The following is a 19,471-nucleotide window of genomic DNA, read 5'->3' on the forward strand; positions in this document are numbered from 1 at the left end:
TGGGCGTTGCGCAGCGTCCGAACGGTACTGGGAGGTCCATTCATGAGCATCGCAACATCATCCGCCCACCCGCCGCAAAAGGCGCCGGCGGGCGCCAGCAAGGTCCGCTACATCATTCTTGCCATGTGCTTTCTTGGCATAACGATGAATTACCTCGACCGGGCCAATCTGAGCGTGGCACTGCCCTATATCGATGCCGAACTCAATCTTCAGCTGACCAATGCGGAAAAGGGACTGATCTTCGGCGCCTTCTTCTGGGCCTATGACGGGATGATGCTCATTGCCGGCTGGTTCACCGACAAGGTCGGGTCACGCCGGTCATTCACCATCGCCGCGGTCTGGTGGTCGGCCTTTACCGCGCTGACGCCGCTGGCCACCAGTTTCTGGGGATTTTTTGCCGTGCGCTTTGCCCTGGGCGCCGGGGAAGCCCCCGCCTATCCCAGCGCGACCAAGGCAGCCTCCCGCTGGTTCCCGAAGAGCGAGCGGGCCTTCGCCACTGCAGTGATCGATTCCGGTTCGCGTGTCGGCACGGTGCTTGCCTTGCCGATCGTTACGGGCATTATCGCCCTGACCACCTGGCACTATTCCTTTGCCATCCTCGGCGCACTCGGTCTTGTCTGGGCCTTCTTCTGGTATGTCATGTACCGCGATCCGGCCGAACACACCGGCGCCAATGATCTCGAGCGTCAGTACATCACCGACAATGGCGGCCGCACCGATGCAACCGATGATGCGGAAGCAGTCAAGATTCGCTGGATCGACCTTTTCCGCTACCGCACCATCTGGGGCATGATGATCGGATTTTTCTGCCTGAACTTCGTCATCTATTTCTTCCTCACCTGGTTTCCGGACTATCTGAAGAATGCACGCGGCCTCAACCTGGCAGAGCTTGGTACATTCGGCATGATTCCGGGCCTGACCGCGGTGGTCGCCGCATGGAGCGCAGGCGCCTGGGCGGACCGGGCGATCCGTGGCGGTGCCGACGTCACGGCCATTCGCAAGCTCATCATGGTTGGAGGCCTGCTGGGCGGCGCAGCCATTCTGCCGGCGGCCTTGGTATCATCGCTTTACATGGCACTCATCTTCCTGGCGATTTCCTACAGCAGCCTCGCCGTAGCCGCCACGGCCATCTGGTCCCTGCCCGCCGATGTGGCGCCCAGTTCCCGTCACGTCGCATCCATCGGCGGTATCCAGAATTTTGCCTCGAACATTGCCGGTATCATCAGCCCGTTCCTGTTCGGCGCACTGCTTGACCGTTTCCACGGCAACTATACGCCCTCCTTTGCCATGGCAGCCTTCATGGCGCTGGTCGGCGCTTTCACCTATGCCTTTGTGGTCGGCCGTGCAGAACCGTTGCCGGTGCTTCCGCCAAGGACCTGAGACGGAGGAGGATATTCCCCTCCGTCCCCGCAGCGCCGCTCAATAATCTCTTTCGAAGAACACACCGGCGCCGGAGTCACCATCGCTGCCGACGGAGCCCTTGGCCTTCAGCTGCGGCGTCACGTCGAGATTGATCGTGCCCTTGGTCTTGCCGCCCGCACCTGCTTCCACGCCAAGATAGACATTGTCGCGGATATAGCGCCCGGCCTTGACGCCCGCATTGCCTTCGCTGTCGGTTGTCACGTCGAGATCGTCGAGGCCAGTGCCCTTGCGCAGACTGTCGAGCAGGGATGAGTTCGAGCCGCCGGCCAGTTCGGCCGCGGCGGCAGCCAGCCGCGCAATCTGCAATGGCGACAATTCACTGATGGAACGATTGAAGATCAGGCGGGCAAGGACCTCGTCCTGCGGCAATTCCGGCTGCGACGAGAACGCGATCTGCAGATCGGATACCCGCCCCTTGACCGTGACATTGACGGTAATGTCGCTGCTCTGGGTGCTCGCGACGAAATTGAGTTCCGGGTTGAGATCGCCGACCAGCGTGACCTGCCCTTCGGTGAAGGTGATACGCTGCCCGAGAATTTCAAGGCGCCCGCGCACCAGGTCGAACGCACCGACCGGCTGGATATCGGTTGCGGGGCCAGTCAGCCGCACCGAGCCGCCGATTTCCGTATCCAGACCCCGGCCGCGCACGAAGATCTTGTTGGGCGCGGTCACATTGATATCGAGCCGCACCACACTGGGCCGTGCGGTGGGTGTTGCCGTGGCGGGCTGGTCGGCCTTGGCGCGCTTCAGCGTCGTGGCGACTGCCTTCGGCGTCTTCTTGTGCTTGACGTCGATGACCGCCGACGAACCTCCAAAGCTTTCGGGAACGCTGATTTCCGCACGGTCGACATTGATGTTGCCGGCAATCACGGGATCGCGCGTCAAGGGGCCGTTGACGCCGAGCGCACCGGTCAGCGTGGCAACGACAAGATTGCCGTCGGCATAGCGGGCCTTGTCGAGCTTGATCTGGATGTTGGCGGGGAAATTGGCCGCTGCATCGGTGGAGATCGTACCGGTGGCGCTGACCGTGCCGCCGGTGGAAAGCCCGGCATTGAGCGTGCGGATGGTGACGGTCTGTCCTTCCATGCTGCCGAGCAGGGTAATGCGCTGCAGCCGCAGATTGGTTTCCGGATCGACCACTTCGGCACCGTTGGCCGAGAACATGCCGCGGATCAGCGGCTGCTGGAAACTGCCGGAGACGGATGCTGTGACGTCAATATTGCCCTTCGCCTGCGTGCCGCGATCGGCAAGGAAACGGTTGGCGAGGGACAAAGGGATATTGCCCGTTACATTGATGCCAAGCCCGTTTCCGGAAACCGGCACATTGCCATTGGCCGACACGGTGAAACCCTGCGGCCCGTCAGCCTTGGCCGAGGTAAGTGTCAACGTATCGTTGGCAAAGCGGCCGGCGGCGGTCAGTTGCAACGGCGACAGACCGGCGTCCTGCAAAGGCTTGGCGGAGAGGCCCGATCCCTTCAGGTCAAATTCGGCATTGGGTTTCTGCACCGTGCCGGTGATGCGGCCCCTGCCGGTGACGTTGCCCGCCAGGTTCTGATCCTTGACGACGCCGTTCAGCGCGCGCAGCGGCAGGTTGCCGAGCGTCAGATCGACGGCAAGCTGTCCCGTCGTCAGTGGAACCGAGCCTTTGGCCGACGCATCGAGCCCGTTTGCACCAGTCAGGCGCGCATCGACATTGAGCTGATCGGTGGTCGATGTGCCCTTGGCGTCCAGATTGAGGCCATCCAGTCCGGCCTTTTTCAGTACGGCGGCGGTGATCGCACGGGCCTGCATATTGAAGTTCACGTCAGGCTTGTCGCGGGTGCCGCCGATCCTGGCGGTACCGTTGATTTCACCGCCCAGTCCCAGATCGGGCTTGACCGCATTGGCGACATCGAGCGGCAGCTTCTCGATGGCAACGGCGAGGTCCAGTTTTTCGGCGACATCGCCGCGGATCGTAACCTTGCCCTTGCCGATATCCAGAATGATATCACCGAAGGAAACATTGCTGCCGGCGACATTGATGGCGGCCGGCTGGACCAGCCGGGCGGCAAGCGCACCACGGGTCAGGTCCGCATTGGCGAGCGACAGGAGAAAGCCCTTTTCCGTCGGTTCGAGCGAACCGCCAATAGCGGTTTTCGCTCCATTTTTCAGCGCGGCGTTCAGCTTGAAATCGGTGGTCTTGCCCTGCTGCGCCGCCTGGGCATCGAGGGTCGAGATATCGACACCACCGGCCGAAACCGTGGTGGCCGTGATCGTGCCATTGGCGGACGGAACCTTGAAGATGTTCTGGGCGGCCAGCGCAATCGCCGCCTTGCCGACGATGACATTGTTGGCCTTCAGCCCGTCAATATCGCCTTTGACATCGATGTTCTGGCTCTCGTCATCATGGCTCAGCGCAATGGCGGCATTCGCCTTGCCGGTCGCCTCCACGAGGAACAGGGCTGCGGCCGTCGACACGTCGCTGGAAGCGAGGGTCAGGTTGCCCTGAAGCAGCCCCTTCTTGTCCTGGGTGACATCACCGCGCAGCCGTGTGCCACCGGCAATGAACTGGATATTGCTCAGGCGTTTTTCGTCCTTGTGCAAGGCAAGTTCGGTGGCAAGATCGGCACGAATGCCGTCAAGGAACGCCAGACCGGATACCTTGCCGTCCAGCGCATCCTTCAGCAGAAGCCCGTTGAAGGAAAACGCGCCTTCGCTGAGCTTGCGCCCGGAGAGCCTGCCATCCGGAACCCCGGCATTGAACGCAAGAGCGATGATGCCGTCGCTGCCGCGCGCGCTGCCCTTGACCTTGAGCGCGCCGCTGGTCTTTTCCGACAGGAGCGCGAGGTTGGTGAGATCGAGACCGAAGTCGAAATTGGCGGCGCCTGTGGCAAAGGTGCCATTGGCCGTGACCAGCGTCTGCGGGTTTTCGACCCGGAAGTTCCTGGCGCTGAGGCCCGCTTCGCCGCGCGCAAGGCCGCCGGTGATGCGGGTTTCGCCCTCAAGCACGCGATCCGCCGCATCAATGCCAAGCGTCATGCCGGTTGCATGGCCATCCAGCATCAGATTGAAGCCACCCGTCAGCGCTTCGACAGCACCATTGGCCTTCAGATCGAGCGCGCCGGCGAGATCGCGTCCGGCAAGTTCGGAAAACGGTGCGATGCTCGATGCCGTGACCAGGATGTCGCCGTTATAGATGAACTTGTCGATGGTGCCCGCCAGCGCCGTGCTGAAGCCGTTGGCGGCAACCAGCGCCTGTTTGAGATTGACCGGCGTACCGGCCTTCCAGTCGCCGTTGATCTTCAGCTGGATCAGGTCGCCCAGCGCCTTGGCGATATCGGCGCGCTTGGCCGTGATGCCCGACACATCGCCGTTCACATCGTAGCTCAGGGAGCGGGCGGCCGGGTTGTCGAGATTTTCCGCCAGGCCTTTGGCAACGAGATTGACCGTTTTGGCGGCAAAATTGTTGGTGGTGAGGTTGGTGACGTCAAGCGTGCTCGACCAGTCATTGCCGGCACTTGCCCCGAACGCAACGGCCAGTACGGCCTTGTCGACGGTAGTCTGGCCGCCCGCAACCGGCAGAATGACCTTCTTGCCGCTGGGATCGGCAATCGAGGCATCCACTTTCAGGCGGCGCAAAAATCCATCATTGGTTGTATCGGCTGTCGCATCGACCGCAAGAGCAGCGCTCTTGATGGTCAACCGGTCAAGCGAAACACCGCCGGCATCGCGCACCACGCCATTGACAGCGAGCGCGTTATCGTTGCCGAAGAAATCCCGGAAGAGCGGCGGAACCAGCATGGCGATCGCGCCATCGACGGTTGTCTTGAACGCAAGTCCCTCGCCCTGACGGTTGATCTGCGTGCTGCCGGTGAGAACACGCTTGCCGGCGGCATCGAGTGTCAACTGCAAGGCAATATCGCTGAGCGGGCCCGATCCCTTCAGCGAAAGCGCAACCGGTGGCCTGCCTTCAATATTGAGAAGATTGGCGGCAATACCGTTCTGCGGTTCATTGAGCGACAGATCCAGATCGAGCTTCTGGCTTTCCTTGGCATAGGCCGCCTTGATCGCAAAGGTGCCGCCCGGGCCGTCAAGACGCTGCACCTTGAGGTTCGAATCCAGGGAGCCGCTATCGAGTGTCAGGCTGCCTGCCAGGGAGATTTCCGACTTCAGCCCGAAAATACTGTCGCCGAAGGCAATGCGTCCCACCTGCAAATCCTGCAGGATGACTGCAAGCGGCAACTCCGGCAGACTGAAACCCTTGGCTTCGGGTGAGGGCAGGCTGCTGGTGTCCGGCAGCGGCTTGCGGATGACATCGATGCGTTCCGCGCCGAGGCTGTTGATATCCAGACGCCCGCGCAGCAACGCCAGACGGCTCCAGACAATTTTCGCATTGGTAATGCGCAGCCAGATTCCTTCACGGTCGGCAATGGTGATGCTGCCGATATTGGCTTCCGACGACAGGACGCCCTGAATGTCGGAAATGGAAATCTGGCGATTGGGCGTCGACAGCTGTTCCTCGACGAAGCTGAGGAAATAGGACTTTTCCGCCTCGGCGCTATCCTGCGCCAAAACCGGTGCTGCAAAAAGCAGAAGGAATATGACTGCGAAAATCCGGGTCAAAACGCCTGTCCTATACCAACGTAGAATGCAAAACTCGGGTCATTTGTCCGCCGGTCGAGCGGCATGGCCACATCGAGGCGGATCGGGCCAAGGCCCGTATTGTAACGAATGCCGGCGCCAACGCCCACACGCAACTGCTGGGCAAAATCGGGGAAAGACTCTTCGCCCACATAGCCCGCATCGACAAAGCCGACGGCACCGATGGTGTTCGTGATCTTGGCGCGCGCCTCCACGGATCCCTCGACCAGCGACCGCCCGCCGATCACATAGCTTGTGCCGTTGCGCTCGACATTGACGCCGATGTTGCGATAGGCGTAACCGCGCACCGAACCGCCGCCACCGGCAAAGAACAGCTGGTCTGAAGGCAGTTCGGCAATTTCTGCGCCGACAATCGTGCCGAGTTTCAGGCGGCCGGCGAGCACAAACCGGTCGTCCTTACCGAAGCCGAAATAGGTGCGGCCCTCCGCCGTGAACTTGGTGGCGAAGTTGCCATGCTCGATTTCGTAGAACGGCGACAGCAACCCTTCCAGAAAATAGCCGCGCGCCGGATCGACCTTGCTGTTGCGGCTGTCATAGGTGAGGCCGCCCAGCAGACCGACGGTGAGAAAATCGCGCGTGCCGAAGAAATCGTCCTTGAACTGCGATTTGGAAACATTGGCGGTGAGCCTGCCAGAGAGTTCATCGGAGAAAATCTGGGTGAACCCGGCATCGGCCGTAATCGATGTCTGCGTGTAGGCGTCGAGCACCTTGCGCTCGCCAATCAGCGAGGCGATGAAATCGGTATCAGGCGTATAGACGCCGGGCTTGGTGAAACTTGCACCCAGCAGATAGCTGTATTCCGAGGGGTCGTAGGACTGACTGCCGATGCCGCCGATCTTGGCGTCAATGCGCAGCCGTTCCGCCCGGCCGAAGAGGTTGCGGTGCAGCCAGTATGTCTCGAGACCGAGACCGTCCAGCGTCGAATAGCTGCCGCCAACGCCGAAGCGGCGCAGCTTCTGTTCCTGCACCGCCACGGTGATCGGCAGCAGGCCGTTGCTATCAATCGCATCGCCTTCCTCGATCCGCGCCGAGCGGAAGACTTCGAGGCGCGACAGCCGTTTCTTGGCTCTCTCGATTTCGTCGGGATCGTATTCCTGTCCCGGCTGCAGGCCGGTGATGAACGCCACGAATTCCGGATCCATGCGCTCGGTGCCCTTGACCTGCACCGGTCCAAAACCGGCCTTGGCGCCGGGATCGGCATCGATGGTCGCGTCAACCCGGCTGGTTTCGTGGTCGGCGATAACTTCCCGGCTGACAATCCGGGCTTTTGGATGCCCCTGCTGGCGCCAGGCATCGACCACCAGCCGCTCAGCTTTGACAATGGCTGTCGAGCGGGCGATTTCGCCAGCAATGTAGCCCTGTTTCTCCGGGCTTTCGACAAAGTCTTTCGGGTCGAGCGTCGGCGGCGCCATGTTCTTGACCCGGGCCGACGCAAACAAGAATTGCGATCCGGGATCGACTGAAATGACCACCTTGGCCGGCTTGGACAGCACGGCATCCGGCGGAATATCGCTCGCCTCCTTGCCGTCGACCTGAATGCTGATGGTGCCGCCATAGCGGCCGTCCGCATAGAGCGCACCAAGTATGCGGCGATAATCTCCGCGCGCCTTGGCGAGCAGTCCAGCCGCACCGGACGCAGGCTTGTCCTTATCGGCAAACAGGCTCGATGCGCCCTCCACGAGCGCCTTGGTTTCATCGCTTGTCGAAGCAGCGGTTTCAACCGTGTATCTCTGCGGGTCGGCGATGACCGAATCCGCATCGTCCTCCTTCTTGGCACCCCAGAGATGAACGCCGAAAAGATCAAAGGCCTGGGCAGGCGAGACAAGGGCCGTAAGGGCCAGCAATGCGGCGCCGAAACAACTGGCCTGTGGGCGCTTCAAGTCCATCAACCAGCAAATTCCCTACACATCAATAAACACAAGGATACACTGCAGCGACCGTGCGCACGCTGCCTGCAATTGATAAAATTCGCCCTTCGAGCTTAAGAAAACGATAACATGCCGGGAAAAGCTGGCCAACCCGCAATGGCACCTGATCGGCCATGCAACCCGGCACTAGTGGCCATATCGCCACAAAACCGCGATACAAGCGCATTTAAATGCCAATCACTTTTTATGTGCCGCGTGCAATAGTTTGCCATGTCGGCCCAACACGACAAGGGCGCCTGAGGCAACAGGCGCTCCTTTGCGTGCAAGCCGGTTTTATTCGGCGGCGGCGAGCCATCCGCCCTGCGGGCTGGCATCGACGGGCATGGCGGCGCTGATGTGCCCGGCGACGATTTCAGCCGTAGCGGCAGACAGTGTCCAGCCGAGATGACCATGGCCGGTGTTGTAGAACACGCCGGGCCGCCTGCCAGCACCGACGCGCGGCAGCATGTTCGGCATCATCGGGCGCAGGCCGGCCCACGGCACCACATTGGACGTGTCCATGCCCGGGAACAGGTCGCGGCTCCAGTCGACCAGCGGCTTGACCCGGTCGTGGCGAATGTCGCGGTTCTCGCCATTGTATTCGGCCGTACCGGCCACGCGCAGGCGCCCCGCCCCAAGACGGCTTGTGACGATCTTTGCATCATCGTCGAGCAGGCTCACCCATGGGGCCGACTGCTGGCTCCCGGCGTCATCCAGATTGACGGTGATCGAGTAGCCCTTGACCGGATAGATGTTGACGCGGTCGCCGAGCTGGGCGGCAAATTTGCGGCTGGCAATGCCGGCGCAGATGACGATGGCGTCAAAACGCTCGGTCTCAGTCCCGGCATCGGCAACGGATGCCCTGTTCCATTCCACCACCACGCCGCCGGCGCCGTGCTTCAGTTCGGCAACGTCGGCATCGCCAATGAAGCGCACGCCGTGGCGGATGGCGGCAGCGGCAAGGCCGCGGGTGAATTTGTGGATATCGCCGGTCGAATCGGACGGCGTGAAGAACCCGCCATAGAAGGAACCGTTCATTGCCGGTTCGATGCTGCGGATTTCCTCATTGGTGACGGCCCGCCGGTCAAGACCGCCGGCTTCCAGCAGCCTGTTGACCTTGACCGCGTGGTCATAACCGTATTTCGAGCGGTAAATATGCAGGATCCCGCGCTTTTCCAGGTCGAAATCGATCTTTTCATCCGCAGCGATTTCGAACATGCGCTTGCGCGCTTCAATGGCGAGCCTGGTGGTGGCAATGGTATTTTCTTCGTAGTGCGGGATGTTCATGACGAATTCCGCCATCCAGGAATATTTGTGCCAGGAGGGTTTCGGGTTCATCAACAGCGGCGCATCCTTGCGCAGCATCCACTTCATGCCTTTGAGCACCGTGGACCAGCTGTTCCACACCTCCGCGTTGGACGCGGAAAGCTGACCGCCATTGGCGAAGGATGTTTCCATGGCCGCGTAGCGGTTGCGGTCGAACACGGTCACGGAATAGCCCTGGCGGGCAAGCGCATAGGCAGTCGTCACGCCGGTGATACCGGCGCCGATAATGGCGATATGGGTCATGATAAAACGGTCCTCAGGCAACACATGGTTTCAGTTTCGCCGTTGACAACGGCACGAAACCCCATCTGTCACGGAACCTGAGAGCTTGGCCCTTTGAGCGCCCGCCGGATGTTTGTCATCCGTGTCGTCGGCGCCTTTTTCCGGTCATGCAACCGGGCAGGGCTTTCTCCTTCGGTGGGTACGGCTTTTCAAACCATACCTCTCTCCAGATGTTCTAGACTATTCTGGTCCTTTTGCCTGAGAGTTTCCGGGGCGGTTGCTCCATCGGCGCCGGTTTTACCGGTCTCTCCCAGATAGCCTGTGCGAACGCGGGATATATATCGCAGTTGCGAGACGAGAACAACTGGCTAAGAAGCGTCGCAGCAATTATGCTGACTGAAAATCGCCCAGCCTTCCGGAGGAATTTATGAAGCCTGTCTTTCTGCAACTGCAATGCGCACCCGGCAAGACGTACGAAGTTGCAAAAACCCTGTTCGAGCGTGAAATCGTCTCGGAGCTCTATTCGACCAGCGGCGAGTTCGACCTTCTGGCAAAGATCTACATTCCGGAAGATCAGGATATCGGCAAATTCATCAACACCAACGTGCTCGATATATCAGGCATTGCGCGATCGCTGACAACGCTGACCTTCACCGCGTTCTGACAGGCGCTCGGCGGGGCGAGACATTACGTCCCGTTTCATGCGCCCGGCATCTGCCTTATGTAATCAATGCAATGAAACACGCCCCTTCAAGGCAATAAAATTCCATTCTTTTGCCATGGGAACTCTTTTTCTGTAAGAGATGCTCCCTCGCCCGTCATCAGCAGGATTTTCGACAATGCCTCCTTATCGTTCACGCACCACCACACATGGCCGCAACATGGCAGGAGCCCGCGGGCTCTGGCGCGCGACCGGCATGAAAGACGAGGATTTCGGCAAGCCGATCATCGCCGTGGTGAACTCGTTCACCCAGTTCGTGCCAGGCCACGTCCACCTGAAGGATCTCGGCCAGCTCGTGGCGCGCGAGATCGAAAGCGCCGGCGGCGTCGCCAAGGAATTCAACACGATTGCCGTCGACGACGGCATCGCCATGGGTCACGACGGCATGCTTTATTCCCTGCCGTCGCGTGAAATTATCGCCGACAGCGTCGAATACATGGTCAACGCGCACTGTGCGGATGCCATGGTCTGCATTTCCAACTGCGACAAGATCACACCCGGCATGCTGATGGCAGCGCTGCGCCTCAACATCCCCGTCGTTTTTGTCTCCGGCGGACCGATGGAAGCGGGCAAAGTCGTCTGGGAAGACAAGGAAAAGAAGCTCGACCTGGTCGATGCCATGGTTGCGGCTGCCGACGACCGCATTTCCGACGAGGAAGTGAAGGCCATCGAGCGCTCGGCCTGCCCCACCTGCGGCTCCTGCTCCGGCATGTTCACCGCCAATTCCATGAACTGCCTGACCGAGGCCCTCGGCCTCTCCCTGCCGGGCAACGGTTCGACGCTCGCCACCCATGCGGATCGCCGCCGCCTCTTTGTCGAGGCCGGTCATCTCGTGGTCGATCTCGCCCGCCGCTATTACGAACAGGACGATGAAACGGTTCTGCCGCGCTCCATCGCTTCGTTTGCCGCCTTCGAAAATGCCATGACCCTCGATATCGCCATGGGCGGCTCGACAAACACCGTGCTGCATCTGCTGGCCGCTGCGCATGAAGGCGAAGTCGACTTCACCATGAGCGATATCGACCGCCTGTCCCGCCGCGTTCCGGTCCTGTGCAAGGTGGCGCCTGCCGTTGCCAATGTGCACATGGAAGACGTGCACCACGCCGGCGGTGTCATGGGTATTCTCGGCGAACTCGACCGTGCCGGTTTGCTCGATACATCGGTCTATTCCGTCCATGCCGCCAATCTCGGCGCAGCTCTTGACCGCTGGGATGTGGTGCGCAGCAAAAACCCGTCCGTGCATGATTTCTTCAAGGCGGCACCGGGCGGCGTCCCGACACAGGTAGCCTTCAGCCAGGAACGCCGCTTTGCCGATGTCGATCTTGACCGCGAAAAGGGTGTTATCCGCAATCTTGAACACGCCTATTCCAGGGATGGCGGCCTGGCCGTGCTCTACGGCAATCTGGCGGAAGACGGCTGCATCGTCAAAACCGCCGGTGTTGATGACTCGATCCTGAAGTTCTCCGGTCCCGCCCGCATTTTCGAAAGCCAGGACAGTGCCGTTCTCGGCATTCTCAATGGCGGCATCAAACCGGGCGACATCGTGCTGATCCGCTACGAAGGCCCGCGCGGCGGACCGGGCATGCAGGAAATGCTCTATCCGACCAGCTACCTGAAATCGAAGGGTCTCGGCAAAGCCTGCGCGCTGATCACCGATGGCCGGTTCTCCGGCGGTTCATCCGGCCTTTCCATCGGCCACGTTTCACCGGAAGCGGCGGAAGGCGGCCTGATCGGTCTGGTTGAGGATGGCGATATCATCGATATCGACATTCCGAACCGCGGGATTCATCTGGCCGTCGACGATGCCGTCCTGGCCGAACGCCGCGCGAAAATGGAAGCCAAGGGCACCGCTGCGTGGAAGCCGGAGGAAAAGCGCAAGCGCAAGATCACCACGGCGCTGCGCGCCTATGGCGCCATGGCAACCAGTGCTGCCCGGGGTGCCGTGCGCCAGATTCCCGACGACTGGAACTGATCAGGGTTCAATGGATACCTACTGGAAGCGGGCTTCCAGTAGGTCGATATCCCGCACCATTTTCGTGGCAATGCTGCTTTCAAGCCGCCTTGCCCGAACCAGGCGGTGAATTTCCTGCCGTTCCGCCCGAAGGGCGGTGATGCGCAGCAGCTTCTCAATCTCCTCGCTTCGCGCCACCTCTTCGCGCTCTTCTCCGAGCTGCATGCGCCCGTCAATACGCTTGCGGTAGAGCTCCATGATGTGGTTGGCGACATCCGTATAAATATCGGCGTCGGCGCGGCCCGATGCCAGGCTGTGCTGGGCCCGCTCGATCGCCATGATTGCGGCTTCCGCGGCAGCGATACGGGCATAATCCTCTTCGCGCTGGTTTGAATCCTCGATGGGCAGGTCGATGTTGCGCAGCAGACGCGGCAGGCTGACGCTGGCCATGACCAGCGACAGGATGATCACACCGGTGGCGAGGAAAATGACGAGATCGCGGGCCGGAAACAGCGAGCCGTCGTAAAGGAACAGCGGCAGTGTCAGGATACCCGCAAGGGTGATGGCACCACGAACGCCAGCAAACGACATAGCGGCGATCAGCTGCCAGCTTGGCTTGACCACGGCCTCACCCTGCCTGCGGCGCTGCGCCATGGTCACGCGCCACGACACCCAGACCCAGAGAAAGCGCAGGGCAGCCAGAGCGGCATAAATGACCACGACATAGACCAGCAGCCACCAGGGGCTGGTCTCGCCGTGCCGCACATTCTCGACGGCACCGGAGAAAATGCCGGGCAGCTGTTCGCCGAGCAGAACGAAGATGGCGCCATTGGCGGCGAACTGCGCCGTATCCCACACCGCGGTGCGGCGCACGCGGGTCAGCGCCATGGACTGGGCCGTGTTCTCGGCATAGCTCATGGTGATCCCGGCGGCAACGGCGGCAAGGATGCCCGAGGCGTGCACATGTTCGGCCAGCAGATATGCGCCGAAGGGGATGAGCAGACTGATGAGAATCTGCGAGCCGCTCTCCTCGCCGAGCTTGCGGGCGAGGAATGCCTTGCCGCGCGTGACGCCAATGGTCACGCCGATACCGATGGCAATGCCCGCAAAAGCGAGCCAGAGGAACGTAAAGAACGCCTCGGTGATCGAGAAGCTGCCGGTCAGCATCGCGGCCACGGCAAAACGCATGCAGACGAGGCCAGATGCATCGTTGAGCAGGGATTCCCCTTCGAGAATATGCATCATGCGCGAGGGAATCGGCACGCGCGCCGCGATAGCCGAAACGGCAATCGGATCGGTCGGCGAGACGATGGCGGCCAAGGCGAAGGCCACAGGCAACGGCACGGAAGGGATCATCCAGTGCACGAAAAAGCCGACACCGATCACCGTGAAGATGACAAGGCCGAGCGCCATCTCCAGAATGATGCCCTTGTCCCGGAAGAGACCCTCCTTGGGGATGCGCCAGCCATCGAGAAACAACAGCGGCGGCAGAAACAGCAGGAAGAAAATGTTGGGATCGAGCTGCACACGGATGCTGGTAACCGAGGCAATCGCTGCGCCAAGCCCGATCTGCACCAGCGGCAGCGGTACGGCCAGAGGCAGCACGCGCACGATGGAGTCACTGACCACAACGGCCAGAAGCATCAGCAAGACGATGGTGATTGTTTCCACGGCGAATCCATTTTGATTGTCGGTGCAGGATGAAGGAAAGGCCGGTGCTTTGTCGAGGCGAACCTTGGCAACTTTGCGCCCAGATCGTGCCGATTGGGTGAATTGGTGGCAAAGCACGACAATTCCGCGACAATCAATTTTACGTTTACGTCAATGTAATACTTGCAAGCGCACCGCCTATCGCCATAGATAGAATTGTTGAGTAGCATGTTTAGGGTTGGAGGACCGTGGGCCAGCTACAAGGAAACCATCAGGGGAGGTTAATGTGGCAAAACAGACAACGCCGGTAAAAACATCCGTGACAGCCAAGCGCGCCACTGCAAAGGCAGCGCCAGCCAAAACGGCGAAACCCGCCGCCACGACTGCCAAAGCCGCCGCGAACAAACCAGCCGGTGAGGTCAAGACAACGAAAACCGCCAGTGCGGTAAAGACGGCTGCCAAGGCTGCAAGGACGGCAACAAAACCTGCCGCGAAACCCGCAGCGCCGGTTGCGAGCGAAGCCAAGATTGCGGCAAAACCCAAAGCCGCTGCCAAAGCAAACAGTGCAGCACCGGAAAAAGCGGCGGTGAAAGCGCCCGCCAAGACACCCGCGGCGAGGAAGCCCGCAGGCAAAGCCAAAACTGCGGCGCCAGCCGCCGAGGCAGCAACGGCAAAGGCGGCGTCCCTCGCCCAGATGCCCGAGCCGAAACTGTGGGTCAAATCCTATCCGGAAGGCGTTCCCGCCGAGATCGGACCGCTGCCCTACGAGAATATCAACGCGCTTTTTGCCACCGCCTACAAGAAATATGCCAACCGGCCTGCCTTTACCTGCATGGGCAAGGTAATGACCTATGCGGAGATGGATCGCAAGTCACAGGCATTCGCGGCATGGCTCCAGTCACGCGGGCTGGTCAAGGGCGACCGGGTCGCGGTGATGATGCCGAACATCCTGCAATATCCGGTGGCCATCGCTGCGATTCTGCGGGCGGGCCTGACGGTGGTCAATATCAATCCGCTCTACACACCGCGCGAGCTTGAACATCAGCTCAAGGACAGCGGTGCGAAAGCGATCATCATTCTGGAAAACTTCGCCACGACGCTGCAAAAGGTCCTGACGGCGACGCCGGTCAAACATGTCGTCGTTGCGACCATGGGCGACATGCTGGGTCTCAAGGGCCATATCGTCAATCTGGTCGTGCGCCGCGTCAAGAAAATGGTGCCGGCCTGGTCCCTGCCCGGTCATACGCCGTTCAAAACGGCGCTGGCGCAGGGGGCGGCGCTCACGCTGAAGCCGGTCGAGGTCAAGCGGGACGATATCGCCTTCCTGCAATATACCGGCGGTACCACGGGCGTTTCCAAGGGCGCCGTGCTGATGCACAGCAACATCGTGGCCAATGTCACGCAGATGCGCCTGTGGGTTGAGGTTGGCTTTCGCAAGAAGGGCCGTCCGGACAATCTGACGTTCATCTGCGCCTTGCCGCTCTATCATATTTTCGGCCTCACCGTGAATGCGATGATCAGCATGGAACTCGGCGGCAACAATGTGCTGATTCCCAATCCGCGCGACATTCCTGCCTTCGTCAAGGAATTGCAGAAAGTGCCGATCCACGTCTTCCCGGGTCTCAACACGCTCTTCAACGGGCTGCTCAACAACGAGGATTTCCGCAAGCTCGACTTCCGTCACCTGATCCTGACACTGGGTGGCGGCATGGCCGTGCAAAGACCTGTCGCCGATCGCTGGTTCGAGGTGACGCGCGGCCTGATCACCGAAGGGTTCGGCCTCTCCGAGACGTCACCGGTCGCTTCGGCCAACCGCCTGGATGCCACGGAATTCTCCGGCACGATCGGCACGCCGCTGCCCTCAACCGACTTCTCCATCCGCGATGATGACGGCAAGGAACTGCCATTGCTGGAAGTCGGCGAAATCTGCATTCGCGGGCCGCAGGTCATGGCCGGATACTGGAACCGTCCGGACGAGACAGCCAAGGTCATGACAGCGGACGGCTTTTTCCGCTCCGGCGACATGGGCTACATGGACGAGCGCGGCTACACCAAGATCGTCGACCGCAAGAAGGACATGATCCTGGTGTCCGGCTTCAATGTCTATCCTAACGAGATTGAAGAAGTCGCCATGGAGCATCCCGGTGTGCGCGAGGCGGCGGCAATCGGCGTTCCCAACGAACACTCCGGCGAAGTGGTCAAGCTCTTCATCGTGCGCAAGGATCCCCTGCTCACGGAAGAGGCGGTCAAGGCATTCTGTGCCGAGCGGCTGACCAACTACAAGCGTCCCCGGACGGTCGAATTCCGCGACGAGCTGCCGAAAAGCAATGTCGGCAAAATCCTGCGGCGCGAATTGCGCGGCTGACATCCGAGAAAGCCGCCCCCGGGGCGGCTTTTTCTTTTCAGACGTTTGCGCGCCGGTAGAGCGCAAGCGAACCGGCAAGCGCCAGCAATGCGCCGCCGCAGATGCGATCGAGCCACAGCGCGCCTGATTTCTTCAGGACGCGGACCGCCTGCGAACCGAGCAGGGCATAACCGAACATGATTGCAAAATCGAGCGTGGCGAAAATCACCGCCAGCACCGCATATTGCGGGATTTGCGGCATATCGGGCGCGATGAATTGCGGCAGGAAGGCCGAAAAGAACAGGTAGCCCTTGGGGTTGGTCACCGCAACAAGGAAGCTCTTGAGAAAGATGGCACGGGTGGTTGACGGCGGTTCGTGCGTGGCTGTGCGCAGCGACAGGTCAAGCGTTCCCTTCGAGCGCAGAAGCATGAGGCCGAGAAAGGCGAGATAGCCGGCACCGAGCCATTTGACCACCGAGAACCAGAACTCCGAGGCCGCAAGCAAGGCGCCAAGGCCAAGGGCAACCGAACCGATCAGGACGAAATCGGAAATGACCGCGCCCGCCATCCCCGCCAGGGCGCGGCGGACACCGAAGCGCGAGCCATTGGTCAAAGCCAGAAGAACCGTCGGCCCCGGCGTGGCTATGCCGACAAAAGCGACGAGAGCAAAAGCAAGAAGCGTTGTTGCGGTCATGATCATCCCTCTTGGCGCCAGATTGCGGACATCCCTGCCGCTGACATTACCCATGGCACGAAGCCGGTCAAGCGGGCGCGCATCCCTGTCCTTCACGGGGAAGGACAGGGCAGCCGGAGATTAAAGCGGCTGGCCGACATCAATGCGGTTGCCGTCGAAATCCTCGAAGACAAAGGCCCTGAGGCCATACTCCTTGTCCTTCAAACCCTTGATGATGCGCAGACCTTGTGCCCGGCAGATCGCGTGCAGGACATCGACATTGTCCACCATCATATGGATGACATTGAAGGGCGCTGCCTTGTGGCCCTTCTGCAATGTCAGGTGCAGTTCGGCATTGTCGCGTTTCAAAATCATGAACCCGACGGGATCACCATTCTGGAAGGTTCTGGAAAAGCCGAGAACGCCCGTGTAGAAATCATGGGCGCGCTGAATATCCGCAACCGGCAGCATGGCTGCGATTCGTCCGAAATGGATGGAGCGGGCGGGACTATCGTTCATGTCATAACCTCATGGCTTGAAAGCTCAGGCAGGCTTTCCCGGACGGTGCCGGTTGGAGCTGCTGCTTTTGTCGATCAGATCATGAGACGGTGCCCACCGGATTTCTATACAGCGCCTCTCTGCTCTCCTCAATATGATTCCACTGCAAATCGGCAGTGCGTGGTTCGACAGGCTCACCATGAAGGAGATGGAGGGTTGCAGGGAGCTATATCCTGCAACGTTCGTACTTGGCCTTGCAGGCAAACCAAATCCCTCATGGTGAGCCTGTCGAACCACGCACAATCTTTATGCCAGCCTTCAAATTCGCGGTGGCTCGCGTCCCGCCAGGAAATCCGGCAGATCGGCGATCGAGCCCAGAATGGCGTCGCTCAACGATGCCAGATCATCCAGCGTGCTGTTGCCCGAGAGAACGCCGACAGCCAGTCCAGCGCCGGCCGCATGGGCCATTTCCAGATCGTGGCCGTTATCGCCGACCATGGCGATGGCGCTGGCCGGAATGCCTGTCTTGGCCGCAAACAGCTCGAGCTGGTCGGCGTGGGGTTTTGCCCGTGCGACCGAATCATAACCGATGATCACTGAAAACAATGCGGTCAATCCCAAAGCCTCGGCGGTTGCCCGCGCACCTGCTTCCGAATCATTGGTGGCGATGCCAAGGATGAACCCCTGCGCCGCCAGCCGCTCCAGCGTTTCGCGCAATCCGTCGATGCCCACGGCCCGGCGCGACCCCTCGCGCACCGTATAATCATCGTAGCTGCGGATGCGCTCGCGCTTTTCCTCCAGCGTCAGTTCCGGATGCCAGAGATCAACAATGTCATTGATCGTTCCCGCCGCGACAACCGAGCCGCCGCGGAACCGTTCCATCTCCCAGTCATAGCCGCCCGCTTCGACAAGCGCGCGGGCGCGATCCACATCGCCATCCGCGGCCTTGTGCGCCAGTTCCATGGTGATGCCGAACCACGTCCGGTTGAAATCCACCAGCGTGCCATCCTTGTCAAACAGGATGGCACGGATTTCCGAAGGATGCGTGCGGGGCATCATGCTTCCAGCGAGCCCGGCCGCGCCTGTTCGGAGCGCTTGGAACCCAGGAGCTTGAGAAGGTCATCGCCCCGGCGGGTGTAACGATGGCTGCGCCGCGTGAGAATACGGCCCGCCTGCGGCGCCGTCAGCGTGATATCGCCGGAAGGATCGCCGGGAACGGTCACCACCGTGACGAGTTTTGCGCCCGCCGCGACCTCGTCGCCAATGTTCACATGGAACAGGATCATGCCGCCCTGCGGCGCACGCACCATTTCGACATTCTCGAGTGGCGTAACCGGGCCCTTGAAATCAACCGTCAGCGTGACGGCGGGATCGGTGACCACACCGCGATGCACCAGGAACCGGTACAGGCCTTCCGCATCCGCCTTGCCTGTTGCAATATCGACATCGTTCAATCCGCGGAATTCGACTGTCGTAACAGCGCGCCGCTTCACGTCACGCCTGGCTTCCGGCAGCTGCAATACCGGATGGGCACAGGCTTCCTCAAAGGCCGCATCGGCAGTGCTGTTCCAGGACAGGATCGCCGTTGACCCAAGCGCCGCGGCCAGATCGTACATCTCTGGCAGGAATGCCTGATGGATGTAGAGGTAGTTTTCGCTCTCGTCATCGCAGTGCAGATCGAGCACGATGTCGTGCGGCAAAGCGAGGCGCAGCAATTGCGCCTTCAGCCGTTCAGCCAGGGATTTCGGGCCATCGATCGGAACCAGGCCCGACGTATCGAACGTATCGAGCAAAGGGAAAGAGCGGTTGAAATTGCCGCTGGAGAAGAATTCGAAGCGGCCGAGATGCTGGTGCGACAACCACTGGGCGGAGCCGACCGGATTGGCCTGCGGGACAACGGTAATGTTACCGGCGATGCGGCCTTCCCTGCCGGCTTCTTCCAGCATGGGGATGAGGAAATGCAGCGCCGCCTGTCCGGGCAGTTCCGAACCATGGAGCGACGATTGCAGATAGGCGCTGACCGCCTTTTCATCCTTGCCGGCAAAACGCAGCACACGCAGTTCGATATGATTGCCCGGCACATCGCCGGCCAGCTGGATCGTTTCCGTCTTCATCA

General features: G+C 60.7%; 12 protein-coding genes and 1 riboswitch. Of the genes, 4 read left to right on the forward strand and 8 right to left on the reverse strand.

Translation table 11 applies throughout. The annotated features are described in order from the left end of the window. The first annotated feature begins 42 nt into the window (after positions 1 to 42). Positions 43 to 1,380, forward strand: a complete 1,338-nt coding sequence (locus AC1Q5O_RS11655; protein WP_492563188.1) for an MFS transporter — start codon at positions 43 to 45, stop codon at positions 1,378 to 1,380. 39 nt (positions 1,381 to 1,419) lie between these two features. Here AC1Q5O_RS11655 and AC1Q5O_RS11660 read toward each other — a convergent pair whose 3' ends face one another. The 3 genes from AC1Q5O_RS11660 to AC1Q5O_RS11670 form a co-directional block, all read right to left on the reverse strand. Further along, on the reverse strand, positions 1,420 to 6,024 hold the full coding sequence (locus tag AC1Q5O_RS11660; protein WP_492563190.1) for a translocation/assembly module TamB domain-containing protein: 4,605 nt from the start codon (positions 6,022 to 6,024) through the stop codon (positions 1,420 to 1,422). Further along, positions 6,021 to 7,949 carry an autotransporter assembly complex protein TamA gene (locus tag AC1Q5O_RS11665; RefSeq protein ID WP_492563192.1) on the reverse strand — a complete coding sequence of 643 codons (1,929 nt, stop codon included), beginning with the start codon at positions 7,947 to 7,949 and terminating at the stop codon, positions 6,021 to 6,023. Before AC1Q5O_RS11665 ends, AC1Q5O_RS11660 begins: the two co-directional genes overlap by 4 nt. Positions 7,950 to 8,264: 315 nt before the next feature. Beyond that, positions 8,265 to 9,539, reverse strand: a complete 1,275-nt coding sequence (locus AC1Q5O_RS11670) for a D-amino acid dehydrogenase (protein WP_492563194.1) — start codon at positions 9,537 to 9,539, stop codon at positions 8,265 to 8,267. A gap of 215 nt (positions 9,540 to 9,754) precedes the next feature. Further along, positions 9,755 to 9,841, reverse strand: a riboswitch (glycine riboswitch). Positions 9,842 to 9,945: 104 nt separating this feature from the next. Between AC1Q5O_RS11670 and AC1Q5O_RS11675 the strand changes: the two genes are divergently transcribed. Beyond that, entirely contained in the window at positions 9,946 to 10,182 is a 237-nt protein-coding gene (locus AC1Q5O_RS11675) for an Lrp/AsnC ligand binding domain-containing protein (RefSeq protein ID WP_105733984.1), read from the forward strand. A 175-nt stretch (positions 10,183 to 10,357) separates the two neighbouring features. Beyond that, positions 10,358 to 12,211 (forward strand): dihydroxy-acid dehydratase, encoded by a 1,854-nt coding sequence (gene ilvD, locus AC1Q5O_RS11680; protein ID WP_223614092.1) that lies wholly within the window; start codon positions 10,358 to 10,360, stop codon positions 12,209 to 12,211. 18 nt (positions 12,212 to 12,229) lie between these two features. Here ilvD and AC1Q5O_RS11685 read toward each other — a convergent pair whose 3' ends face one another. Next, positions 12,230 to 13,861: a Na+/H+ antiporter gene (locus AC1Q5O_RS11685; protein WP_346305268.1), complete on the reverse strand. Its 1,632-nt coding sequence runs from the start codon at positions 13,859 to 13,861 to the stop codon at positions 12,230 to 12,232. Positions 13,862 to 14,126: 265 nt separating this feature from the next. On the opposite strand from AC1Q5O_RS11685, the gene AC1Q5O_RS11690 reads away from it, so the two are divergent. Next, a complete protein-coding gene (locus tag AC1Q5O_RS11690; RefSeq protein ID WP_492563199.1) occupies positions 14,127 to 16,205 on the forward strand; it encodes a long-chain-fatty-acid--CoA ligase in 2,079 nt (692 codons plus the stop codon). A 37-nt stretch (positions 16,206 to 16,242) separates the two neighbouring features. Here the strand turns inward: AC1Q5O_RS11690 and AC1Q5O_RS11695 are convergent, their stop codons facing one another. From AC1Q5O_RS11695 to AC1Q5O_RS11710, 4 genes are all read right to left on the reverse strand, one after another. Further along, positions 16,243 to 16,878, reverse strand: coding sequence for a LysE family translocator (locus tag AC1Q5O_RS11695; protein WP_492563200.1), 636 nt, complete (start codon positions 16,876 to 16,878; stop codon positions 16,243 to 16,245). 120 nt (positions 16,879 to 16,998) lie between these two features. After that, entirely contained in the window at positions 16,999 to 17,376 is a 378-nt protein-coding gene (locus AC1Q5O_RS11700) for a glyoxalase superfamily protein (protein WP_492563202.1), read from the reverse strand. Positions 17,377 to 17,673: 297 nt separating this feature from the next. Next, on the reverse strand, positions 17,674 to 18,411 hold the full coding sequence (locus AC1Q5O_RS11705) for an HAD family hydrolase (RefSeq protein WP_472462049.1): 738 nt from the start codon (positions 18,409 to 18,411) through the stop codon (positions 17,674 to 17,676). Then, a complete protein-coding gene (locus AC1Q5O_RS11710) occupies positions 18,411 to 19,469 on the reverse strand; it encodes a M14 family metallopeptidase (RefSeq protein WP_492563204.1) in 1,059 nt (352 codons plus the stop codon). The genes AC1Q5O_RS11705 and AC1Q5O_RS11710 overlap by 1 nt, the downstream gene beginning before the upstream one ends. Positions 19,470 to 19,471: the final 2 nt, after the last annotated feature.

The sequence above is a fragment of the Phyllobacterium sp. MT110 genome (genome assembly GCF_058792715.1).

Bases quoted from the DNA above. Each gene is read 5' to 3' on its own strand.
- AC1Q5O_RS11655 (WP_492563188.1), top strand. From the start codon at position 43: ATGAGCATCGCAACATCATCCGCCCACCCGCCGCAAAAGGCGCCGGCG.
- AC1Q5O_RS11665 (WP_492563192.1), bottom strand. From the start codon at position 7,949: ATGGACTTGAAGCGCCCACAGGCCAGTTGTTTCGGCGCCGCATTGCTG.
- AC1Q5O_RS11670 (WP_492563194.1), bottom strand. From the start codon at position 9,539: ATGACCCATATCGCCATTATCGGCGCCGGTATCACCGGCGTGACGACT.
- AC1Q5O_RS11675 (WP_105733984.1), top strand. From the start codon at position 9,946: ATGAAGCCTGTCTTTCTGCAACTGCAATGCGCACCCGGCAAGACGTAC.
- ilvD (WP_223614092.1), top strand. From the start codon at position 10,358: ATGCCTCCTTATCGTTCACGCACCACCACACATGGCCGCAACATGGCA.
- AC1Q5O_RS11695 (WP_492563200.1), bottom strand. From the start codon at position 16,878: ATGACCGCAACAACGCTTCTTGCTTTTGCTCTCGTCGCTTTTGTCGGC.
- AC1Q5O_RS11700 (WP_492563202.1), bottom strand. From the start codon at position 17,376: ATGAACGATAGTCCCGCCCGCTCCATCCATTTCGGACGAATCGCAGCC.
- AC1Q5O_RS11705 (WP_472462049.1), bottom strand. From the start codon at position 18,411: ATGCCCCGCACGCATCCTTCGGAAATCCGTGCCATCCTGTTTGACAAG.
- AC1Q5O_RS11710 (WP_492563204.1), bottom strand. From the start codon at position 19,469: ATGAAGACGGAAACGATCCAGCTGGCCGGCGATGTGCCGGGCAATCAT.